General features: G+C 68.7%; 25 protein-coding genes. 5 read left to right on the top strand and 20 right to left on the bottom strand.

The window, feature by feature from the left end; genetic code table 11:
• Positions 1-70: 70 nt before the first annotated feature.
• The 7 genes from OG205_RS41420 to thyX form a co-directional block, all read right to left on the bottom strand.
• The gene (locus tag OG205_RS41420) at positions 71-1,750 is read right to left on the bottom strand and encodes a ribonuclease J (protein WP_442916661.1); all 1,680 of its coding nucleotides are present in this window, start codon (positions 1,748-1,750) and stop codon (positions 71-73) included.
• Complete coding sequence (gene dapA / locus OG205_RS41415) at positions 1,747-2,643, bottom strand: 4-hydroxy-tetrahydrodipicolinate synthase (RefSeq protein WP_330273239.1); 897 nt, start codon at positions 2,641-2,643, stop codon at positions 1,747-1,749. Before dapA ends, OG205_RS41420 begins: the two co-directional genes overlap by 4 nt.
• Positions 2,644-2,662: 19 nt before the next feature.
• The gene (locus tag OG205_RS41410) at positions 2,663-3,274 is read right to left on the bottom strand and encodes a TIGR03085 family metal-binding protein (protein WP_330273238.1); all 612 of its coding nucleotides are present in this window, start codon (positions 3,272-3,274) and stop codon (positions 2,663-2,665) included.
• Positions 3,275-3,299: 25 nt separating this feature from the next.
• Positions 3,300-3,713, bottom strand: coding sequence for a hypothetical protein (locus tag OG205_RS41405; RefSeq protein WP_330273237.1), 414 nt, complete (start codon positions 3,711-3,713; stop codon positions 3,300-3,302).
• 64 nt (positions 3,714-3,777) lie between these two features.
• On the bottom strand, positions 3,778-5,220 hold the full coding sequence (locus tag OG205_RS41400; RefSeq protein WP_330273236.1) for a serine/threonine-protein kinase: 1,443 nt from the start codon (positions 5,218-5,220) through the stop codon (positions 3,778-3,780).
• Positions 5,221-5,291: 71 nt separating this feature from the next.
• A complete protein-coding gene (locus OG205_RS41395; protein ID WP_330273235.1) occupies positions 5,292-5,693 on the bottom strand; it encodes an ACT domain-containing protein in 402 nt (133 codons plus the stop codon).
• A 5-nt stretch (positions 5,694-5,698) separates the two neighbouring features.
• Positions 5,699-6,403 carry an FAD-dependent thymidylate synthase gene (gene thyX, locus OG205_RS41390; RefSeq protein WP_330273234.1) on the bottom strand — a complete coding sequence of 235 codons (705 nt, stop codon included), beginning with the start codon at positions 6,401-6,403 and terminating at the stop codon, positions 5,699-5,701.
• Positions 6,404-6,470: 67 nt separating this feature from the next.
• Here thyX and OG205_RS41385 point away from each other — a divergent pair, with 67 nt between their 5' ends.
• Both OG205_RS41385 and OG205_RS41380 read left to right on the top strand, forming a co-directional pair.
• A complete protein-coding gene (locus tag OG205_RS41385) occupies positions 6,471-6,986 on the top strand; it encodes a toxin-antitoxin system HicB family antitoxin (RefSeq protein WP_319977423.1) in 516 nt (171 codons plus the stop codon).
• Positions 6,987-6,991: 5 nt separating this feature from the next.
• Positions 6,992-7,936, top strand: coding sequence for a DUF4097 family beta strand repeat-containing protein (locus OG205_RS41380; protein ID WP_330273233.1), 945 nt, complete (start codon positions 6,992-6,994; stop codon positions 7,934-7,936).
• Positions 7,937-7,968: 32 nt separating this feature from the next.
• Here the strand turns inward: OG205_RS41380 and OG205_RS41375 are convergent, their stop codons facing one another.
• The 3 genes from OG205_RS41375 to OG205_RS41365 are packed head-to-tail and all read right to left on the bottom strand — an operon-like array spanning position 7,969 to position 10,080.
• The gene (locus OG205_RS41375) at positions 7,969-8,463 is read right to left on the bottom strand and encodes a hypothetical protein (RefSeq protein ID WP_330273232.1); all 495 of its coding nucleotides are present in this window, start codon (positions 8,461-8,463) and stop codon (positions 7,969-7,971) included.
• An 18-nt stretch (positions 8,464-8,481) separates the two neighbouring features.
• The gene (locus tag OG205_RS41370; protein WP_330273231.1) at positions 8,482-9,090 is read right to left on the bottom strand and encodes a TetR family transcriptional regulator; all 609 of its coding nucleotides are present in this window, start codon (positions 9,088-9,090) and stop codon (positions 8,482-8,484) included.
• Between the two features lie 6 nt (positions 9,091-9,096).
• Positions 9,097-10,080: an aldo/keto reductase gene (locus OG205_RS41365; protein WP_330273230.1), complete on the bottom strand. Its 984-nt coding sequence runs from the start codon at positions 10,078-10,080 to the stop codon at positions 9,097-9,099.
• 127 nt (positions 10,081-10,207) lie between these two features.
• Between OG205_RS41365 and OG205_RS41360 the strand changes: the two genes are divergently transcribed.
• Together OG205_RS41360 and OG205_RS41355 are read left to right on the top strand one after the other, a co-directional pair.
• Positions 10,208-10,750 (top strand): helix-turn-helix domain-containing protein, encoded by a 543-nt coding sequence (locus tag OG205_RS41360; protein ID WP_319977429.1) that lies wholly within the window; start codon positions 10,208-10,210, stop codon positions 10,748-10,750.
• A complete protein-coding gene (locus tag OG205_RS41355; RefSeq protein ID WP_330273229.1) occupies positions 10,747-11,613 on the top strand; it encodes an SRPBCC domain-containing protein in 867 nt (288 codons plus the stop codon). The genes OG205_RS41360 and OG205_RS41355 overlap by 4 nt, the downstream gene beginning before the upstream one ends.
• A 171-nt stretch (positions 11,614-11,784) precedes the next feature.
• On the opposite strand, the gene OG205_RS41350 is transcribed toward OG205_RS41355, so the two are convergent.
• Together OG205_RS41350 and OG205_RS41345 are read right to left on the bottom strand one after the other, a co-directional pair.
• Positions 11,785-12,291 carry a hypothetical protein gene (locus OG205_RS41350; RefSeq protein ID WP_442916660.1) on the bottom strand — a complete coding sequence of 169 codons (507 nt, stop codon included), beginning with the start codon at positions 12,289-12,291 and terminating at the stop codon, positions 11,785-11,787.
• Between the two features lie 21 nt (positions 12,292-12,312).
• Complete coding sequence (locus OG205_RS41345) at positions 12,313-12,855, bottom strand: GNAT family N-acetyltransferase (RefSeq protein ID WP_330273228.1); 543 nt, start codon at positions 12,853-12,855, stop codon at positions 12,313-12,315.
• A gap of 70 nt (positions 12,856-12,925) precedes the next feature.
• Here OG205_RS41345 and OG205_RS41340 point away from each other — a divergent pair, with 70 nt between their 5' ends.
• Positions 12,926-14,131 (top strand): winged helix-turn-helix domain-containing protein, encoded by a 1,206-nt coding sequence (locus OG205_RS41340; protein WP_330278343.1) that lies wholly within the window; start codon positions 12,926-12,928, stop codon positions 14,129-14,131.
• Positions 14,132-14,141: 10 nt separating this feature from the next.
• Here OG205_RS41340 and OG205_RS41335 read toward each other — a convergent pair whose 3' ends face one another.
• From OG205_RS41335 to OG205_RS41300, 8 genes are all read right to left on the bottom strand, one after another.
• Entirely contained in the window at positions 14,142-14,483 is a 342-nt protein-coding gene (locus OG205_RS41335) for an HIT domain-containing protein (protein WP_330273227.1), read from the bottom strand.
• 84 nt (positions 14,484-14,567) lie between these two features.
• Positions 14,568-15,005 carry a tetratricopeptide repeat protein gene (locus tag OG205_RS41330; RefSeq protein ID WP_093597626.1) on the bottom strand — a complete coding sequence of 146 codons (438 nt, stop codon included), beginning with the start codon at positions 15,003-15,005 and terminating at the stop codon, positions 14,568-14,570.
• Positions 15,002-15,739, bottom strand: a complete 738-nt coding sequence (dapB, locus tag OG205_RS41325) for a 4-hydroxy-tetrahydrodipicolinate reductase (RefSeq protein ID WP_330273226.1) — start codon at positions 15,737-15,739, stop codon at positions 15,002-15,004. The genes OG205_RS41330 and dapB overlap by 4 nt, the downstream gene beginning before the upstream one ends.
• Positions 15,736-17,028, bottom strand: coding sequence for a M16 family metallopeptidase (locus OG205_RS41320; protein ID WP_330278342.1), 1,293 nt, complete (start codon positions 17,026-17,028; stop codon positions 15,736-15,738). Before OG205_RS41320 ends, dapB begins: the two co-directional genes overlap by 4 nt.
• A gap of 107 nt (positions 17,029-17,135) precedes the next feature.
• Positions 17,136-19,382, bottom strand: a complete 2,247-nt coding sequence (locus OG205_RS41315; protein ID WP_330273225.1) for a polyribonucleotide nucleotidyltransferase — start codon at positions 19,380-19,382, stop codon at positions 17,136-17,138.
• Between the two features lie 233 nt (positions 19,383-19,615).
• Positions 19,616-19,885, bottom strand: a complete 270-nt coding sequence (gene rpsO, locus OG205_RS41310) for a 30S ribosomal protein S15 (RefSeq protein WP_045318466.1) — start codon at positions 19,883-19,885, stop codon at positions 19,616-19,618.
• Positions 19,886-20,156: 271 nt separating this feature from the next.
• Complete coding sequence (locus tag OG205_RS41305) at positions 20,157-20,645, bottom strand: helix-turn-helix domain-containing protein (protein WP_319977437.1); 489 nt, start codon at positions 20,643-20,645, stop codon at positions 20,157-20,159.
• A gap of 84 nt (positions 20,646-20,729) precedes the next feature.
• A complete protein-coding gene (locus OG205_RS41300) occupies positions 20,730-21,662 on the bottom strand; it encodes a bifunctional riboflavin kinase/FAD synthetase (RefSeq protein WP_319977438.1) in 933 nt (310 codons plus the stop codon).
• Positions 21,663-21,712: the final 50 nt, after the last annotated feature.

Genomic DNA, 21,712 nt, shown 5'->3' with positions numbered 1-21,712 from the left:
ACCCCCTCGTCCATGGTCTGGGACTAGACCTTAGCGGACGAGGGGGACGCAGATCACAGCAGGGTCACGGTCACACCGGAATGACGGTCGGCACGATCATCGGCCGGCGACGGTAGGTCTCCGCCACCCAGCGCCCGACGACGCGCCGCACGGCCTGAGCGATCCGGTGCGTGTCGGCGATGCCCTCGGCCTCGGTGCGCGCCAGCTCCATCTCCACGAGCGGCACGACGGCCTCCAACGCCTTGGGGTCGTCGGAGAAGCCGCGGCCGGAGATCGTCGGCGCCGTCACGGCCCGGCCGGTCGTCTGGTCGATGGCGACCGAGATCGAGATGAAGCCGCCCTCGCCCAGCACCAGCCGGTCCGACAGCGTCGACTCGCCGACGTCGCCCACGGACAGGCCGTCGACGTACACGTGGCCGACGACGACACGGCCGGACACCGCCGCCTTGCCGTCGATCAGGTCCACGACGACGCCGTCCTCGGCGATCACGACGTGGTCCTCGGCGACGCCGGTGGCGACCGCCAGAGCCGCGTTCGCCCTCAAGTGCCTCCACTCGCCGTGCACGGGCATCACGTTGGACGGCCGCACGGCGTTGTAGAGGAACAGGAGTTCGCCGGCCGGTGAGTGGCCGGAGACGTGCACCTTGGCGTTGCCCTGGTGCACGACGGTCGCGCCGAGCTTGGCGAGGCCGTTGACGACGTTGAAGACCGCGTTCTCGTTGCCGGGGATCAGCGACGACGCGAGGATCACCGTGTCGCCCTCGCGGATCGAGATCTGGCGGTGGTCGCCGCGGGCCATGCGGGACAGCGCCGACAGCGGCTCGCCCTGCGATCCGGTGGAGACGAAGATGACCTCGTTCTCCTCCATCCGCATCGCGACGTCGAGGTCGACGAACAGGCCGTCGGGCACGTTCAGGAAGCCCAGGTCGGACGCGATGCCCATGTTGCGGACCATCGAGCGGCCGACGAACGCGATCTTGCGCTTGTACTGCACGGCGACGTCGAGGACCTGCTGGACGCGGTGCACGTGCGAGGCGAAGCAGGCGACGATGACCCGCTGATCCGCCTTGCGGATCACGTTCTCCAGCACGGGGCCGATCTCGCGCTCGGGCACCACGAAGCCGGGCACCTCGGCGTTGGTCGAGTCGACCAGGAAGAGGTCGACGCCCTCGTCGCCGAGGCGCGAGAAGCCCGCCAGGTCGGTCAGGCGGCCGTCCAGGGGCAGCTGGTCGAGCTTGATGTCACCGGTGTGCAGCACCAGACCCGCGGCGGTGCGGATGGCCACGGCCAGCGCGTCCGGGATGGAGTGGTTGACGGCGAAGAACTCGAGCTCGAACGGCCCGTACGAGCGCCGTTCCCCCTCCTTGACCTCCACGAGCCGCGGGGTCTGGCGGTGCTCACGGCACTTGGCGGCGAGCAGCGCCAGCGTGAAGCGGGAGCCCACGACCTGCACGTCGGGGCGCAGCTTCAGCAGGAACGGGACCGCGCCGATGTGGTCCTCGTGGCCGTGCGTCAGGACGACGGCATCGATGTCGTCGAGCCGGTCCTCGATGGCGCGGAAGTCCGGCAGGATCAAGTCCACGCCCGGTTGGTCGTCTTCGGGAAAAAGAACGCCGCAGTCGACCACGAGCAGCCTCCCGGCATGCTCGAAGACGGTCATGTTGCGGCCGATCTCGCCAATTCCGCCGAGTGCGACGACGCGGAGGCCGCCTTCCGGCAGTGCGGGCGGTAGTTCGGTCGATTGGGTCACGCGTTGACTCCCAGTTCGGCCGCGATGGCCTCGATGTCCTCGGCTGCGGCAGGCACCAGCGGCAGACGGGGCTCACCCACGTCCAGTCCGCGCAGGCGCAGCGCAGCCTTCGTGTACGTCACGCCGGGAACCCGGCGGAATGGTCGCAGCAACGGCAGCAGCGACTCGTGGATTTCTTTTGCCCGGACCACGTTTCCGGATTCATACGCATCAATGAGATCCCGCAGGCGATCCGCCGCGAGGTGGCCGATGACACTCACGAACCCGACGGCGCCCACGGACAGCCACGGCAGGTTCAGCGGGTCGTCACCCGAGTAGTAGGCGAGGTCGGTGCTCGCGATCACCCTGCTGCCCGCGTGCAGGTCGCCCTTGGCGTCCTTCACGGCCAGGATCCGCGGATGTTCCGCCAGGCGCAGAAGGGTGTCGACCTCGATCGGCACGACCGCGCGCGGCGGGATGTCGTAGAGCATCACCGGCAGTTCCGACGCGTCCGCGACGGCGGTGAAGTGCGCCAGCAGACCTGCCTGCGGCGGCCTCGAGTAGTACGGCGTCACGACCAGAGCGCCGTGCGCTCCGGACTTCTCGGCCTGCTGCGCCAGGTGAACGCTGTGCGCGGTGTCGTACGTGCCGGCGCCGGCGACCACGGTCGCGCGGTCGCCCACGGCTTCGACGACGGCCGTGATCAGCGCGGCCTTCTCCCGATCGGTCGTCGTCGGGCTCTCGCCGGTCGTGCCGTTCACGACCAGGCCGTCGTTGCCCAGGTCCACCAGGTGTTTCGCCAGTTCCTGCGCCTTGGGGAGATCGACCTCGCCGCGCGAGTCGAAAGGCGTGACCATAGCGGTGAGAACGCGGCCGAACGGGCGGTCCGGCCCTGCGTACGGGCTTCCTGGCATGCGCAGAAACTACCCGAGTTCACACACTTCGGTTCAACGACCGCACCCGTTGCACCGCGTCGGCGTCACCGCTGTATTCCACGCGAGCCTCATCGCGCCCGAACGCGAGCATCACGAGCTCGGACACCTCACCGGTGATCACCACTCCGTTCGCGCCCTGTTTGGCGACGATGTGCTCGCCATCAGGCCGTACGAGCGTCACGCCAACAGGCGAAGACTTGTACGTCATGCGCGCGGTGAACGGCAGCATCTTCCACAGCGCGGCCTCGCGCCGGGCGTCGTACGGCCGTGGCTCCCAGTCGGCCTGTGCGCGTCGCACGTCCTCGTGGTGCACGAAGTACTCGGCCGTGTTCAAGAGGTCGTCGACCGGCTTGATCCAGAACGGCGGCGTGCGCACGAGGTCCAGGAGCTCACTCCACGCCTTGTGCGCGTAGTCCTGCTGGACCTTCTCCGTCCACTTCACGAAGACCGGCAGCAGAATGCCGGGCGCGGTGTCCGGACGCCGCTCGCGGATCGCGAGGTGCGCTGCCAGGTCCTTGGCCGACCAGGTGCCGCACAACGTCGGCGCGTCCGGGCCGAGCTCGGTCATCAGGTCGACGAGCTCTTTGCGTTCGTCACGGGCGACACTCACCCGCCCATTGCACCACAGCCGGCTGTCAGGCCTCGTTCGGCTTGTAGCACTTGGTGAACCCGTCCGGCTTGGCCGACTTGTCGGCCAGCAGGCTGACCACCTGGTCGCGCTTCAGGTTCTCCGGGTAGCCGGGCCAGTCCGGTTCCTGGCCGTCGACGTGCAGCTCGTCCAGCCAGTAGCCGGACTGACCGGAGGTCTTGGCGAACTCCAGGTCGCAGCCCTTCACCCGCACCACCACCTCGATGGTCTTCTCCGAGGACTTGATCGTGCGCTTGCCGACCTTCTTGGCCTTCTTCGCCGTCTCGGTGCTGGGCTCGCCGACGGTGGTGAAACCGGCGGCCTTGAGCTCGGCGACGAACTTGTCCTCGTTGCCGGAGCAGGCCGAAAGGGTGGCCACGCAGCCGAGCACCAGCAGGGCGGAAACGATCCTTCTCTTCACACGTGGCAGGAAATCGCCCGGCACCGGCCGGCGACGAGTGAACTCGCCAAGCGTTACCGCTCCGTTAGCTGTCCTTCTTCGTGCTGATCGTGCCGTCCAGCTTGCTGCCGTCCTTGGCGCCGGCGATGCACCAGATCTTGCGCTCGGCGTTGCCGCTCTTGTCCTTGGTCCACGCGCTCTGGCTCGGGACCAGCGTGGTGAGCTTGAGCTTCGCGCCGTCCTTGACCCACGGCGAGTTCAGCGTCATCTCGCACCGGGCGACGCCGAGGCTCTTCAGCGACTCGACGCCCGGATACGCGGCGTCGGGAAGGTTCGACTGGACGGGCAGCGTGTCGATCACGTCGAAGACCTCGAAGTCGTGCGGTTTGTCGCACTCCTCCTTGGTCTCCGAGTCGAGCAGCTTGGCCGGTGCGACGTCACCGATTCCGCACGTGTTCTCGTAAAGACCGAACACCGGGACTTCGGCGCCCTCGCCGTAGGTGAGCGCCGTGCTGCCACTGCTGGCACCAGGCGTCGTGAACGCCTTGTGCGCGTAGATGCCGCCCGTGAACGCCGCTGCCGCGATGACGACGGCGCCGACCAACGCGAAGATGCGGTTGCGCTTCTTCTTCGCCGGATCGACGGCCGCGGCCTGCTGGTACTGCTGGGTCTGCGCCGGCGCGATGCCGGTGGGCGGCGTCGGCTGGTTGCCGATGCTGGCGAGCATCGCGCGGGCCTGCGGGCCGGACAGCCGGGCGTTCGGGTCCGCGATCAGCAGACCGGTGATGACGGCGCTCAGCACGCCCGTCGCACGGGTCAGGCGCGGCGTCTCGCTCATGATCGCGTGCAGCGTCGAGGCCGTGGAGGAGCGCTCGAACGGGCTCCAGCCCTCGACGGCGTAGCAAAGCGTGGCTCCGAGGGCCCACAGGTCGGACGCGGGGCCCGCCTCGTGGCCGTGGATGCGTTCCGGCGCCATGTACGCGGGCGAGCCGATGAGGCTGCCGCTGGTGGTCAGGCGCGGGTCGTCGACGGCCTGGGCGATGCCGAAGTCGGTGAGCTTGAGCTTGCCGTCCGGGCGCACCATCAGGTTGCCGGGCTTCACGTCGCGGTGCACGATTCCGGCCTGGTGCGCGGTTTCGAGCGCCGACAACGCCTGCAGCGCGATCGACACGACCTGGTTCTGCGGCATCGGTCCGTGCGTGCTGATCAACGTCGACAGCGTCGCCGCGTCGACCAGCTCCATGATGATGTAGGTCAGGCCGTTCTCGTTGATCGCGTCGTAGACCGTCACGACGGCGGGGTCGTTGAGCTTGCCGGCGGTGCGCGCCTCACGCAGGGCGCGCTCTTCGAGCACGCGGCGTTCCTCGTGCGCGATGCCGTCCGGCAGGTGCAGTTCCTTGATCGCGACGAAGCGTCCGATGTGACGGTCCTGGGCGCGCCAGACGATGCCCATGCCGCCACGTCCGAGCTCCGCGATCAGGGCGTACCTGCCCGCGATGACGCGTGGTTCGACAGCCTGTCCGTGCAACGTGCGCTCCTACAGCCTCGGAACCGGGATCGTTGACGGTACTTCAGACCCGCCACGTGGAGGATCGGTTCCTAGGCTTCCGGCGCTACACCCACTTCGTGACCTGCGGCACGCAAGGCGAGCACCGCACGCTCCAGATCTGTGTGCTTCACCAACAGGTGGTCCGTGTCGTAAGTGGACAACGCGAACAGCGAGACGCCCGCGGCCGCCAGTTCACCGGCCAGAGCGGCCATGATGCCGGTGAGCGTGAACTCCAGCGGCCCGCGCACGGTGAGCAGCCGCCAGCCCTTCTCCGCGGTGTCACCGTCCACAGCGAACGATGCCGGCGCGATGATCGACAACTCGGCCGGGGTCCTGGTGACGGACACCAGCACGTCGGTGAGGTCGAGCAGCCCGGCGGGGACGGGAGCGTCCGCCGCCAGGCGCGTGACCGCGTATTCGCCGGGCCGGACGTCCACGATGAGCCGCTTCATGGGCGTCAGCCTTCAACCACCAGTGGGCTGGAAGCAACTTCTGTGCCGTCCGGGAGTGTCGAGATGACGAAGTCCGCGAACGCGTTCGGCGCGGCCTTGGTCAGTTCGCGCAGGCAGGCGATGGCGAGCTCACGCAGTTCGACGTTGATGTGCTCGGTGGCGCGCATCGCGATGAAGTGCCGCCACGAGCGGTAGTTGCCCGTCACGACGATCTCGGTGCCGGTGGCGTTGGGCAGCACGGACCGTGCGATCTGCCGCGCGCGCCGGCCGTTCACGGTCTTCTCCAGGCTCTGCACGAGGTCCTCGTACGCCTTGAGGCTCGCCTCGGTCGCGGCGACGAACCGCGCGTGCAGCTCGGGGTCCTTCGCGATCAGGTCCGGCTCCACGACGTCGGTCGGGTCGGTGCGCTGGGAGAGCTGCGAGTACGAGAAGTGCCGGTGCCGGATCAGCTCGTGGGTGACCGAGCGGGACAGCTCGGTCAGGTAGAGCGACGCGCTGCCGTGCTCGAACGCGGCGAGGTGCCCGACGTCGAGCAGGTGGTGCAGGAACGTCGCGTTGGTGTTCGTCATGGGGTTCGAGCGGTCCCACGACTGGTAGCAGGCGCGGCCGGCGAACTCGACGAGCGCCGCGCCGCCGTCCGCGTCGGTCGTCCACGGCACGTCGTCCGGTGGGACGAACTCGGTCCTGGCCACCAAACGCACTCTCGGCATGCGCCGAGATTAGCCCTGACATCAGGTGGTGGTTGCACGATGTCGAAAGTGACGTCATAGTGGTGTCATGGATCTGTCGCCGTACATCGCGTCACTGCGCGAGGACCTGGCGACGGCCGCATCAGCGGGGGACGAGAACACCCGTCGAACGGCCGCCGCGTTGTCCGCAGCGCTCGAGCCAGCCGCGCGACTGGCAATCATGAACGCACTGTCCGACCTGGCCGCGGAGGTCACCGCCTCCCTGGACGGCCAGGTCGTGGACGTTCGACTGGCAGGCCGTGACGTCCAGGTGGTCGTCACCGGCTCGGCCGAACCGGAGCCGGAACCGGCCCCGCGGCACGAGATGCCGAACTTTGGCGCAGGTGACGCCACGGGTGACATCAGCCGCATCACCCTGCGCATGATCAACGAGCTCAAGTCGAAGGCCGAGGCCGCCGCGGCGGCTCAGGGCGTGTCGCTGAACTCGTTCATCCAGCAGGCCGTGGGCGGCGCGGTGCACAGCAAGCACAAGCATCACGGACACAAGGGGTGGAGCGGAAACGCCGGCTCGGGCTCGCGTGTCCGCGGATGGGTGCAGGGGTGAGCGCGATGACCGAACCGACTTCAGAACCGACCGAACCGACTCCGGAACCGGCTTCCGGACCGACGGAGCCCACGGGCGTGGTGCGTCAGCAGAGCTTCGAGTTCGCGGGCGTCGCCGAGATCGACATCTCGCTGCTCAGCGGCCGGGTGCAGGTGCAGCTCGTCGACGGGCCCGGTGTGCACGTCGAGGTGCGGCACGACCCGAACGCGGGCAACTCGTGGACCGAGGGTCTGACCAGCGTGCTGAGCTGGGTCAGCGGCCAGTTCGGCGCCGACAAGGCGACTCCCCCGTCAGGTCCGGAGGAGGCCGTGCGCGACGCACGCGTCGAGCTGCTGGGCAACCGTTTGCGCATCGAGTCGTCCAAGGCGCTGCCGTTGCGTGCAGTACCGCTCTCCGTGGTGGTGACGGCTCCCGTGGGGTCGCACGTGTCGTCACGGACCGGTGCGGCTGACGTCATCGTCACGGGCGGTGCGGGTCGCCTCGACCTGAACACCGGCACGGGCACCGTGTCCGCGGACCGGGCGACCGGCGAGGCCAAGGTGAACTCGGGCGCCGGCACCGTGCGCCTGGGCACGATGCTGTCGTCGCTGAAGGCCAAGACGGGCAGCGGTGACGTCGAGGTGTCGTCGATCGGCGGCACGAGCACGCTGATCACCGGGACCGGCGACGTGTGGCTGGGCGCCGTGCAGGGCAACGTCCAGGTCCGCACCGGCAGCGGCGATCTGACCGTGGCCGACGCGGCGTCCGGGGAGATCCAGCTCGGCACCGGCTCTGGCCACATCCGCGTCGGCATCCGGCAGGGCACGCTGGCCCGCATCGACCTGGTGTCCACGTCCGGCAACGCCCGCAGCGACTTCGACGTCTCGTCCGCGCCGCTGGGTGACGCCACTTTGTCGGTCACGGGCCGCACGGGCAGCGGCAACGCTCTGGTGACCGCCGCTTCAAGCTGACCGGGGGGTCGGGTAAGGCCCGGACGACGTCCTCACGGCTCCTGGAACGGTTTGGAGCCGCCGGGGACGTCGTCCGGGAAGATCGGGCAGCGGATCTCGCCGGTCAGGAACTTCCGGACGAAGCTCGAGAAGTTCCCGCCGTACGACCAGCTCTGCATCATGTCCGTGATCACCACGGTCCACTCGTCGGGCTCGCCCTGGGTGTACCAGAGGCAGTGGTCGCCGTTCACCGTCATGCCCCAGGGCAGCAGACCGGGTGAGTCCGGGTGCACGCGCAGACCTGGCTGCCGCCGCAGCGCGCGCAGCATCTTCGGTGCCGTTGACATCCAGTTCATGAAACCGGCACGTGCCGTTGGGTGCAGGATCCGGACGTAACCGCCCACAATGAGTGGCGGATAGGCCTCGGCGAGATGCACGTAGTCGCTGGGCAGCGCGGTGCCCGCCCGCGCTTTGACCGCGTCCCAGTCGACCGGGTCAGGCCGCCTCTCGGGCGCTCCCAGCAGATCGATCCACTCGTCAGGCGGCACCGTTCACCTCCGTGACCCTCAAGCATCGCCTGTGGCACTAGGGATTCGGTTGTACCGCAGTCCGGCGACGACCAGTGAGACGACGGCGTCGAACGCGTCCTGAATGTGAGGATTCCCCCACTCCTGGGCGTGCGCCGGGTGGTGGAACACCTGCGTCGCGTCCCACACCGCCTGCGCGGTCTTGTCCACGTCGTCGGTCACGAACTCATGGGTGTCCACTCCCGCACGAATGATGCGCGCGACCTGACCGACCAGGTGCTCCAGGTGGTACTCGATGACCGCGCTGTTCTCACCCACGAGCGTCCGGAACGTGGTGAACAGCTCCACGTCCTCGGTGTGCGAGAGCCGCTTCTTGTCGAAGAGCCGCTGCAGCCAGTCCCTCAGCATGTCGGAGGCGGAGAGGGCCGGGTCGAACTCCCTCTCCATCTCCTCGTGGATCGCGTCGAGCCAGCGCCGGGTCACGGCCTCCCGGAGCGCGGCCTTGGTCGCGAAGTGGCGGTAGACGCTGCCGTGGCTGACCCCGAGCGCCTTGGCGACGTCGACCACCGTCGCCTTGGCGGGGCCGTACCTGCGCAGGACCTCTTCGGTCGCCGCGAGGATCGCCTCCGAGGTCAACGCCTCCGCCACTTCATCTCACCTCTCGCTGTCCAGCATGGCCATCTGCTCGGCCGCGTAACGCGTGCCCGCGGCGGCTCCGAGCGGAGCGACGGCCTCGATCTCCCGCAATTCTGCCTCGGTGAACGTCACGTCGACGGCACCGACCGCCTCGTTCAGCCTCGCACGCTTGGTCGTGCCGACGAGAGGCACCACGTCCTCCCCGCGCGCCGCGACCCACGCGATCGCGAGCTGCGCGACCGTGACGCCCTTGTTCTTCGCGATCTCGTCGAGCTTCTCGACCAGGCTCTGGTTGCGGGTCAGGTTGTCGCCCTGGAACCGGGGCGCGTGACCACGCCAGTCGCTCGCGTCGAGGGTGAGCGGCGTCGCCGAGATCAGGCCGCGCGACAGCACGCCGTACGCGGTGATGCTGATGCCGAGCTCACGGGTGGTCTGCAGGATCTCCCGCTCGACACCGCGCTCCAGCAGGCCGTACTCGATCTGCAGGTCCGCGATCGGGTGCACGGCGTGCGCGCGGCGGATGGTCTCGGCGCCGACCTCGCTCAGGCCGATGTGCCGGACGCGGCCCTTGTCGATCTGCTGGGCGATGGCGCCGATGGTGTCCTCGATCGGCACGCTCGGGTCGAGCCGCGCCGGCCGGTAGATGTCGACGTGGTCGGTGCCGAGGCGCTCCAGCGAGTACGCGAGGAAGTTGGCCACGGCGACCGGCCGGGTGTCGAACCCGATGAACGCGCCGTCGGCGTCGCGCATGCCGCCGAACTTGACGCTGAGCTGCACCTCGTCGCGACGGCCCTTGATGGCCTCGGCGACGAGCATCTCGTTGTGGCCCTGGCCGTAGAAGTCACCGGTGTCGAGCAGCGTGACGCCCGCGTCGAGGGCGGCGTGGATGGTCGCGATGCTCTCGTCCCGGTCGGCCGGGCCGTAGGCGTTGGACATGCCCATGCAGCCCAGGCCGATGGCGGACACGACCGGGCCGGTGGCTCCGAGCTGACGCTTCTGCATTTCGAACCCCTTCGTCTCTTCGGTATCTCCACCATGCCCTATGGACTGACAGATTTCAATATCTGTCAGTCCATAGTTGTTCGGTTTATTGACAAAAGAGTTTTGAACGTTCAAAGTCTTTTTTGCGATGAGAGACGTGATCTATCTGGACCGGATGGAGCAGGCCGAGACCCTGCTCAAGCCGCAGCGCGTGGAGGTGCTGCGGCAGCTCGCCGCGCCGCGTTCGTGCACCGAGGTCGCCGAGGTGCTCGACCAGACGCCGCAACGCGTGCACTACCACGTGAAACAGCTGGTCAAGGCCGGTCTCGCGACCCAGGTGTCCGAACGCAAGGTGCGCGGCGTCCAGGAAGGCCTCTATCAGGCCGCGGCGCGGTCGTACTGGTTGTCGCCGCGGCTGGTCGGCCGGATCGGGTCGCGCGACGAGCTCGTGCTGGGCCACCTCGTCGACCTCGCCGAGCAGGTGCAGGCGGACGTGGCGGCGCTGGACCGCTCCAGCGAACTGCCGTCCGTCGGCGTGTCCGGCGAGATCCGGGTGCGTCCCGAGGAGCGGCAGCAGTTCCTGGCCGAACTGCAGACGACGTTGCAGGACCTCTTCACCCGTTATGGCGGCGCGGAAGGGGATGCGTTCCGCATCGCGCTCGCCTGCTACCCAAAAGGAGAAGACCGATGAGCACCGGAACCGTCCGCGTCCGCACGTCCGCGCCCGCCGAGAGGATCTACCGGGCGTTGACGACCGCCGGCGACCTGCGGGTGTGGCTGGCCGAGCACGCCCAGGTGGACCTGGAGGGCGGCGAGTACGAGTTCTGGGGGCGCTACACGCCGGAGGGTGAACGCGGCCGGCAGAAGCTGCTGGGCTTCGACGACAGGTCGGTGCGCTACTCGTGGTTCCTCTACGGCACCGAATACACCGTTGAGCTCGGCATCGAGGAGCGTGACGGCGAGACCGTCATCGCGGCGACGCAGTCCCCCTACCCGGAGTGGGGCGACGGCAAGGACGAGTCCGAGATCCTCCTGACGTTCTGGCCACTCGTGCTGGGCAACCTGGTCGAACACGTCGAGGGCCGGCCGGTGCTGGGGTTCTGTGACTTCACGTCGCCCGAGCAGCGGTTCGAGTTCGACATCGCGGCGACGCCGGCGGCCATCATCGAGGCGCTGACCGAGCCCGCCCTGTTCGCGCGGTGGTTCGGCGCCCGGATGGAGATCGAGCCGCACGTCGGCGGCCGGTGGGCGATGGGGAGTCTCGCGGAGGAGGAGAACCCCGCGAAGGTCATCGCGCTGGACGAGGCGAACCTCGCGCTGGAGTTCCCCGGCGGGATGGTGACGTCGTGGGAGATGAAGGGCTCGGAGGGCAAGACGCGGCTGACGTTCGTGCAGAGCGGCTTCGACACGGCCAACCCGCCCTACGGGCCGTGGATGGGCTGGCTGTCCGGGTTCGCGGACCTGCGCCGCATGCTGGAACTGCCGGGCTGGCGCCCGATGTGGCACTCGTTCGACATCCCCGGTGTGCCTGACGGCGTTCTCGTCCTCGAATAATCAGGTGCGAAACAGGCGGGTGAGAGCCAGATCATTCGGTTCTCACCCGTTTGCGCCTGGTTTTCGTCGGTCGCTGCTCGATAGCTTCGGGGTCGTGCTCGAGTCAGCGCGCATCGCCGTGGCAGCAGTCCTGATCGCCTTCTCCGTGACGGCGGCGATCCTCTTCGGTTACTAGATCCAGGCCATCACGATCGCCGGTGAGGCCGCGAGAAGGCTGAACCTCGCGAAGCGGCCCACCAGGCCGGTCGCGACGAACATCGTGGTGGACATGCCCGCGAGGCCGGCGAGCACGCTCGTCGCCATGAACGGCGGCACCCCGACCAGGGCGCTCACCCCGTGCGTGCCGGCCATCCAGTTCGGGTGCGCCTTGCACTTCACGTTGATCCAGTCGCCCCAGCGGTGCATGCGCGTACCGGGTCCGAACCAGCGCCTGAGTCTGGACGGCTTGTCGCTCGGCTTGCGGTGCAGGAACTTCGGCAGGTGGATGTCGCCCCGCGCGGCGTAGAAGTACAGCAGCTTGCCCAGCACCTGGCCGACCGCCACCGAAAGGCCGACGATCCAGAAAGACGTGTCGGGCCAGCGCGCGCAAAGTCCCAGGACGAACATCTCGATGCTGATCAGGGGAACGATGGCTGAGCCGAGCGCGACCCCGAAGGTGAGGCCAACCAGGGCTAGCACCCGGCCGAGGTTACACAGATCTCAGTCGCCGAGTCGGACGGTCAGCGGACCGGACACCCGGACCTCGCGCAACGGACGACCGCCTGCGTCCAACGTGCGCACCGTGCCATCCCCCGTCCAGCCCAGCCGTTCGTAGAAGTTCCGCGACGCCTTGTCGGCTTCCGGCACCCACGCGATACCTCGCGTGGCACCGGTCTCGTCGAGCCTCCTCGCCGCCTCCGCGACGAGCCGCGTGCCGTGCCCGCGCCGCCCCCAGCGGGGTTCCACCAGGACGCTGAGCAGCGCGGTAGTCGTCGCGTCGTCCGGGAGCGTTCCGTCCGCTTTGGCCACCTCGCCGTCCGGCGCCTTGCTGGCCACGACGAATCCGACGGTCCACTCCCCCTCGGTCGCTTTGAGCACCGCGCCGCTCTGGACGGCGAGCGCCCACGCGTCGTCGGCGTCGAGCGTGTCCAGCACGTCCTGCGGGAGCAGTTCGGCATAAGCGAGCCGCCACGTCTCCCGATGGATGCGGACGATCTCCGAAAGGTCAGCAGCGGTGGCGATCTCCACGCCGGCGTCGGCCATAAACGCAGCTTATCGACGCCGTGTCGCGGAATTGTCAGGGGTGCGTGGCAACATCGGCCACGTGCAGAGGATGAGTGCGGACGTCGCCCGTCGAATCGCCCTGGGCGCCCAGGGCTTCACCGACCTTCGGCCGTCGGCGGCCACCCGCAGACACCTGCAGCGCGTCCTGTCCCGCGTGCAGTTGCTGCAGATCGACTCGGTGAACGTGGCCGTGCGCGCGCACTACATGCCGCTGTTCTCCCGCCTCGGCTCCTACGAGCCCACGCTGCTGGACGAGGCCGCCTGGACGCACTCCACGCGCAAGCCCCGCATGCTGGTCGAGACCTGGGCGCACGAGGCGTCCCTGGTGCCGGTGCTCGACTGGCCGCTGTTCCACTCGGGCGCGAAGAAGCGCGGCTGGTGGCAGAACTACCAGACCATCCTCGAACGCTCCCCCCAGCTGGTCGACGACGTGCTGGCCGCGGTGAAGGAACTCGGCCCGATCGGCGCCGGCACCCTGGAGAAGGCCCTCATGGGCGACTCAGGCCGCGCGAAGGGCCCGTGGTGGGACTGGTCCGAGGTCAAGCGCATCTGTGAGGTCCTGTTCGGCGTGGGCATCCTGACGACGGGCACCCGCCGCTCGTTCGAGCGCCTCTACGACCTGACCGAACGCGTCATCCCGGCCGAAGTCCTGGCCCAGAAGTGGACCGCGGACGAGGGCGCCCGCGAACTGGTCCTGCGCTCCGCCGTCGCGCTGGGCGTGGCCACCGAACCCGACCTGCGCGACTACTACCGCCTCGACCCGCGCCGCTCCCAGGCCGCCGTCGCCTCCCTGGTGGAGGAGGGCGTGCTGGAACCGGTGGCCGTCGACGGCTGGCGCGGCGTCGGCTACCGGCACGTCGACGCGCGTGCCCCGCGCCGGGTGGCCGGCCGCGCGCTGCTCTGCCCGTTCGACCCGCTGATCTGGGAGCGGGCCCGCACCGAGCGGATCTTCGGGTTCCGGTACCGCATCGAGATCTACGTGCCGGAGCCTCGCCGCGTGCACGGCTACTACGTGTTCCCGTTCCTGCTGGACGGCTCGCTGGTGGCCCGTGTGGACATCAAGGCCGACCGCGCGGCCGGGGTGCTGCGGGTGCAGTCGGCGTGGGCCGAGGAAGGCGTGGATCGGCCTCGGGTCGCCGCGGAGCTGGCCGCGGAACTGCGGCACATGGCCGACTGGCTGGGGCTGGAGGACGTGCTGGTGGTGCAGAAGGGCGACCTGGCGGCGGAACTGATCGCGGCCGTGATCAACGGCTGACCGGTTCGCGTCAGTCCGGTTTCACGAAACGGGCGACTCCCCTGCCGACCGCGATGTGCCAGTGCAGGTGCCTGTTGTGCTGCTCGCTGCCCAGCGTCGTGAGCACCTGGCAGCCGCCGTGCTGATCAACCGCCTGGGCGGCGACGGTCTTGACGGTGGCGAGCAGTTCCAGGGCGAGGACGTCGTCGAGGTCGAGCAGGGACACGACGTGCCGGGTGGGGATCACGATGACGTGGTCGGTACCGAAACCCGGTAGAGGCGGGCGGAAGGCGAGCGTGTTCTCGGTCCGGACGAGCACTTCGACCTCGACCTTGCCCGGGATGACGTCGTCGCAGTACCAGTCCGGCCCCATGCTGCCCCCGTGCTCACGCTGACGCAGGGGTACCCCCTGATCGGGAACCCCTGCGTTTCAACGTACTCGGCACCACCGACAAGATCAGGCGTGCAGTTCGATGGCCTTGCGCATCGTCTCCCGCGCCCGGCCGCGGTCCCCCGCGATGTCGTACGCATAGGCGAGCCGGAACCAGACGCGCCAGTCGTCGGGCGAAGCCTCGACCTCGGCCCGGCGCTCCTCGAACCACTCGTCGGCCGCGTCCCGATCCACGCGCCCGGACGGGCGGCGCGGCAGGTGCGAGACGTCCGGCAGGAGACCGTCCGCGTCGAGTTCGCGGGCCATCTTCTCGGTCTCCCACCCGAAGCGCAGGTTGGAGTACACGAGCCAGACGCCGAGCAGCGGCAGGATCAGCACGCCGACGCCCAGCAGCACGCCGACCACCTCGCCGGTCTGCAACAACGCCAGGGCGCGGCCGGTGAGCAGGACGAAGTAGACCGCGAGGGCCGCGATCAGCACCCCGACGGTGACGCGGACCTTCACAGGTCCAGGTACTTGTCTAGGCCGACGGCGAGCCCGGGACGGCCGACGATCTCCCGCACACCCAGCACGACGCCGGGCATGAAAGAGGTGCGGTGCAACGAGTCCTGACGGATCGTCAGGGTCTCGCTCTCGCCGCCGAACACGACCTCCTGGTGCGCGATCATCCCGGCGATCCGCAGCGAGTGGACCCGAACGCCGTCGACGACAGCGCCGCGTGCGCCCGCGTCGTCCTGCGTGGTCGCGTCGGGCATCGGGTCCATGCCCTCGCGCGCGGCCGCGATCAGGCGGGCGGTGTGGGCGGCCGTGCCCGACGGGGCGTCGGCCTTGCCCGGGTGGTGCAACTCGATGATCTCGGCCGACTCGTAGTAGTGGGCGGCGATCTCCGAGAAACGCATCAGCAGCACGGCACCGATGCCGAAGTTCGGCGCCACCAGCACACCGACCGAAGGCTGGTCCGCGAGCAGTGCCTCGACCTCGGCGAGCTTCGCGTTGTCGAAACCGGAAGTGCCGACGACGCAATGGATTCCGTTGGCGATGCAGAACGAAAGGTTCCCCATCACCACGTCGGGGTGCGTGAAGTCGACGACGACCTGAACGCCCGCGTCGACGAGTGTGGACAACGGGTCATCGGCGTCGATGGCCGACACGACCTCCATGCCCTTCGCGGCCTCGACCGCGCGGACCACCTCGGAACCCATGCGGCCCCGCGCGCCGAGAACTCCGACGCGAATCATGCAATCACCTCGTGTACCTGGTCCGGCAGATCGTCGACGTGATCGTAGGGGCCGACCACCGCCGCAGCGACGGGGCGGCGCAGCAGATCACGTGCGAGCGACGCCACTTCGTCGGCCGACACGGCGTCGATCCGCGCCAGCGTGTCCTCGACGCTCAGGTGGTCGCCGTAGTTCAGTTCGGACTTGCCGATGCGCGACATCCGGGAACTGGTGTCCTCCAGACCCAGCACGAGCGCGCCGCGCAGCTGTCCCTTGCCGCGCGCCACTTCCGCGTCCGACAGGCCGCCGCGCGCGACGTCCACGAGCACCTCGCGGATGACGCCGGCTGTCTCACCGAGACGGTCCGGCTGGCAGCCCGCGTAAACGGCGAACGTGCCGGTGTCCGCGTACAGGCCGACAGACGAGTAGACCTGGTACGCCAGGCCTCGCCGTTCGCGGACCTCCTGGAACAACCGGGAGCTCATGCCACCGCCGATGGCCGCGTTCAGCACGTTCAACGCGAAGCGGCGCTCGTCGTGGCGGTCGATACCGCGCATGCCGAGCATCAGGTGCGCCTGCTCGGTGTCGTCGGTGTGCAGCACCAGTTTGCGGGCGTCGGCGATGCGCGCGCGACCCGCTCGTGGCACCACCGCGCTGCCCTCCCGCGACAGCCGGTCGCCGACGGCCTTGCGCACCAGGCGCATCACGTGCGTGTGCTCGATGTTGCCCGCGACGGAGAACACCATGCGCGGCAACGTGTACCGCTTCTTGTAGAACGAGTAGAGCGCGTCGCGTTCCATGTCCTGAATGGACTTCTCGGTGCCGAGAACCGGACGCCCCAACGCATGCCCGCCGAACAACGACTCGATGAACGCGTCGTGCAGCAGGTCCTCTGGGTCGTCGTCGCGCATCGCGATCTCTTCGAGCACGACACCGCGTTCGGTCTCGAAGTCACGCGGACCGCAGATGGCCTCGAACACCACGTCCGCGACCAGGTCCACCGCGAGCGGCAGGTCCTCGTCCAGGACGTGCGCGTAGTAGCAGGTGTGCTCCTTCGCGGTGAACGCGTTCAGCTCGCCGCCGACCGCGTCGATCTCCTCCGCGATGGCCGCCGCCGTGCGTCGCGCGGTTCCCTTGAACAGCAGGTGTTCCAGGTAGTGCGCGGCACCCGCGACCTCGGGCCGTTCGTCACGGGACCCGACCTGCACCCACAGCCCGACCGACGCGGACCGCACGCTCGGGATGCGCTCGGTGATGACCCGCAGGCCCGAGGGCAGCATGCTGCGCCGCACCTCGGACCCCGTGGACATCTCGAGCACCCGCGTGCTGCCCGGCCGCTGGAGGTGCCCCAACTGACCGGGACGCGGACGGCCGCGGGTGGATGCACCCGCGGCCGTCACGTTGTTGTCTGTCGCACTCACTGCGCGGGAGCCGCCTCAGCGGCCTCGGTGGCCTCGACGGCCTCCGGGGCGTCAGCCGGCTTCGCGGCCTCGTCCTCGTTCACGACGACGAGGCTGATCTTGCCGCGCTGGTCGATGTCGGCGATCTCGACGCGGAGCTTGTCCCCGACCGAGACGACGTCCTCGACCTTCGCGATGCGCTTGCCGTTGCCCAGCTTCGAGATGTGGACGAGGCCGTCCTTGCCGGGCAGCAGCGAGACGAACGCGCCGAACGCCGCGGTCTTCACCACGGTGCCCAGGAAGCGCTCGCCGACCTTCGGCAGCTGCGGGTTCGCGATCGCGTTGATCATGCCGATCGCGGCCTCGGCCGAGGGGCCGTCCGCCGCACCGACGTAGATCGTGCCGTCGTCCTCGATGGAGATGTCGGCACCGGTCTGCTCGGTGATCGAGTTGATCATCTTGCCCTTCGGGCCGATGACCTCGCCGATCTTGTCGGTCGGGATCTTGACCGACGTCACGCGCGGAGCGAAGGCGCTCATCTCGTCCGGGTCGGAGATGGCCTCGGCCATGACCTCCAGGATGGTGTAGCGCGCGTCGCGGGCCTGGCCCAGCGCCGCCGCCAGCACCTCGGACGGGATGCCGTCGAGCTTCGTGTCGAGCTGCAGCGCCGTCACGAACTCCTTGGTGCCGGCGACCTTGAAGTCCATGTCGCCGAACGCGTCCTCGGCACCGAGGATGTCGGTCAGCGCCACGTAGCGGGTCTCACCGTCGACCTCGTCGGAGACGAGACCCATCGCGATGCCGGAGACCGGCGCCTTCAGCGGGACACCCGCGTTGAGCAGCGACAGCGTCGACGCGCAGACCGAGCCCATGGACGTCGAGCCGTTGGAGCTCAGCGCCTCGGACACCTGGCGGATCGCGTAGGGGAACTCCTCCCGCTTGGGCAGCACGGGCATGATCGCCCGCTCGGCCAGCGCGCCGTGGCCGATCTCGCGGCGCTTCGGCGAACCCACGCGGCCGGTCTCACCGGTCGAGTAGGGCGGGAAGTTGTAGTGGTGCAGGTAGCGCTTGTGCGTCTCGGGAGCCAGCGAGTCGATCTGCTGTTCCATGCGCAGCATGTTCAGCGTGGTGACACCCAGGATCTGGGTCTCGCCGCGCTCGAACAGCGCCGAACCGTGCGTCCTCGGGATCACGGCCACCTCGGCACCGAGGTCACGGATGTCCGTGAGGCCACGGCCGTCGATGCGGACGTTGTCGCGCAGGATGCGCTGGCGCACGAGCTTCTTGGTCAGCGAGCGGAACGCGGCGCCGACCTCCTTCTCGCGACCCTCGAACTGCTCGGCCAGCTTCTCCAGCGTGGCGGCCTTGACCTCGTCCAGCTTGGACTCGCGCTCGGCCTTGCCCGCGATGGTCAGCGCCTGCGCCAGCTCGCCGGAGGCGGAGGACTCGACGGCCTCGAACGCGTCGGCCTGGTAGGCCGGGTACGTCGGGTACTCGCCGGTGGCCTTCGCGGCGACCTGGGCGAGCTGCGCCTGGGCCTCGCAGAGGACCTTGATGAACGGCTTGGCGGCCTCGAGGCCGGCGGCCACGACCTCTTCGGTCGGGGCGGTGGCGCCCTCGGCGATCATGTCGATCACGTTGTCGGTGGCCTCGGCCTCGACCATCATGATCGCGACGTCGCCGGAGTCGACCACGCGGCCCGCGACGACCATGTCGAACACGGCCTTCTCGAGCTGCTCGTAGGTCGGGAAGGCGACCCACTGGCCCTCGATCAGAGCGACGCGGACGCCACCGATCGGGCCGGAGAACGGCAGACCCGCGAGCTGCGTCGACGCGGACGCGGCGTTGATCGCCACGACGTCGTACAGGTCCTTCGGGTTCAGGCTCATCACCGTGATGACGACCTGGATCTCGTTGCGCAGACCGTCCACGAAGGACGGGCGCAGCGGACGGTCGATCAGGCGGCAGGTGAGGATGGCGTCCGTGCTGGGACGGCCCTCACGCCGGAAGAACGAGCCGGGGATGCGGCCCGCGGCGTACATGCGCTCCTCGACGTCCACCGTGAGGGGGAAGAAGTCGAAGTGCTCCTTGGGGTGCTTCGACGCCGTCGTGGCGCTCAGAAGCATGGTCTCGTCGTCCAGGTACGCCACCACGCTGCCGGCGGCCTGACGCGCGAGGCGCCCGGTCTCGAAGCGGATGGTGCGCGAGCCGAACTGGCCGTTGTCGATAACGGCAGTCGCCTCGTGGACCTCGATGTCCGTCATTTACTTGTTACTCCTCGTCTTTTGGACACCGCTCACGCGTTTTGACGAGGCCGGTCTTCGATCGAAGTCCCCTGGGGCGTTTCCACCAGGAGGCCACTACCGAGGACCGGCGGAAGACTGCTTCGCGCGATGCGGGTCCTGATGTTTCGTTCCTCTTTGCAACCAGGGATCTGTATACACCCGGTTGTACGCCGCGGGGGAGTGACCGGCCGGTCACTCCCCCGCGGCAAGTATCACCTGCGCAGACCGAGGCGCTGGATCAGCGCGCGGTAGCGGTTGATGTCCACCTTGGTCAGGTAGTTCAGCAGACGGCGGCGACGGCCGACCATCAGCAGAAGACCACGGCGGGAGTGGTGGTCGTGCTTGTGCTGCTTCAGGTGCTCCGTGAGGTCAGCGATGCGCTTGCTCAGGAGGGCCACCTGGGCCTCGGTGGAGCCGGTGTCCGAGTCGTGCAGACCGTACTCACCGAGGATGGACTTCTTCTGATCCGTGGACAGTGCCACTAGGTAAATCTCCTACTTGTTCAGGTCCGTGCGGCCCCGCCCGCCGAATTGCTGGCCGGGGTAGCCGGTACTGGCCGCCACGGACCGCAGCCAGACCCAACTGCGAAGGCTATCAGGCACAGTGCTCAGCGGCGCGCTGACGTGCGCAACCCCACCCGATTCACGGGTGTGCGGGCACCGTCGGCGCTGCTCACGAGCGCTGTTTCGCGCCACTGTCCGGCGCGCTCACTCATTGTCGTGCGCACCGGCGGGCCGTGCCAACCGAATTAATTCACTTCACCGGATAACCCGCGGCGCGGATGGCGCGGCGGAACAGTTCGGCGATCGCGGGGAAGTCCTCGTGCAGCAGATCCGCGGCCTGCTGGAGCTCGACGCGGTCGGCGACGCGGCGCAGCACCGGGTACGCGACGCTCTCGTCCCCGTTGACCGGCAACGAGTCACGCGACACCGTCGGCTTGGACTCCCGCACGTCGTCGAGGGCCCGCTGCAACGCCTCCGGCGCCCCTGTCGCCACGTCCGGAGTGAGGATCTTGCGCTCCAGCATGATCATCCGGGCGAGCACGGAGGGGTTGCCGATCTTGGCGCGCCGGCCGCTCATCACCTGGCTGAGCATCGGCGCGCTGATCCCGAGCACGTCCGCGAGCTGGGCCTGGGACACGTTGAAGGCCACGACCAACCGGCGCACGCGGTCACCCAGAGGCTCCCCGTACCACTCCCTTTGCAGGGCGAGGTTGCGCTGAACGATCTTGTGGTCCTCCACGTCGCCCTCTCCAGTAGCACGTTCTCCGAGACGCATCCTGCCAGTCTGCAACCGCGCAGACGTCCGCTTCGCCCAATCTGACGGTCACGACTCGGTGAGCAGTTCCCTCGTTCGGTCTACATCTCGATGCATTTGTTCGAGCAGGGCTTCGACGGAGTCGTACTTCTCCATCTCGCGCAGCCTGTCGACGAAGTCCAAGGCGACGCGCTGCCCGTAGTAGTCCTCGTCGACGTCGAGCACGAACGCCTCGACCCGACGTTCCCTGCCGGAGAAAGTCGGGTTGGTGCCCACGGAGACCGCGGCCTTCAGCGTCTTGCCCTTGGCGTCGGTGAACCAGCACGCGTAGATGCCGTCCGCCGGAACGGCCGCGAACTTCGGCGTCGACAGGTTGGCGGTCGGGAACCCGAGGTCCTTGCCGCGCCCGTCGCCCTTGACGACGATCCCCTCGAGCCGGTGCGGCCGGCCCAGCGCCTCCGCCGCCGCCTTCACGTCGCCGGCGTCGATGCACGCCCGGATGTAGGTGGACGAGTACGTCACCTCTTCTGCGGACACCAGATCAGCCCCCTCGGTCACGAATCCGAACCGCTGCCCGAGCTGGCGCAGCATCGCGACGTTACCCAACGCCTTGTGCCCGAAGGTGAAGTTCTCCCCCACCACGACGGCCGCCGCGTGCAGCTTCTCGACCAGCACCTCGTGCACGAACTGGTCCGCGGGCATCCTGCTGGTCTCCAGGCTGAACGGCACCACCACGAAGTGGTCGATGCCCAGCTCCTCGACCAGCTCGGCCCGCCGCCGCAGCGTGGTGAGCTGCGCGGGGTGGCTACCGGGCCGCACCACCTCGGACGGGTGGGGGTCGAAGGTCATCAGCACGCTCGGCAGGCCGCGCTGCTCCGCGAGTTCGACGGCACGTCCGATGAGCGCCTGGTGGCCTTTGTGGACACCGTCGAACACACCGATGGTCACTACGCAGCGGCCCCAGCCGCCGGGAAGGTGATCTAGTCCGCGCCAGCGTTGCACGGTGATCAGCCTACGACGCCCGCCCCGCCCCATGCCCGCCCACCTCGCAA

The sequence above is a fragment of the Lentzea sp. NBC_00516 genome (genome assembly GCF_036346835.1).
GTDB lineage: Bacteria > Actinomycetota > Actinomycetes > Mycobacteriales > Pseudonocardiaceae > Lentzea > Lentzea sokolovensis.
Note: the sequence above shows the minus strand (reverse complement) of the source record. Positions and strands in the feature narration are given on the sequence as shown.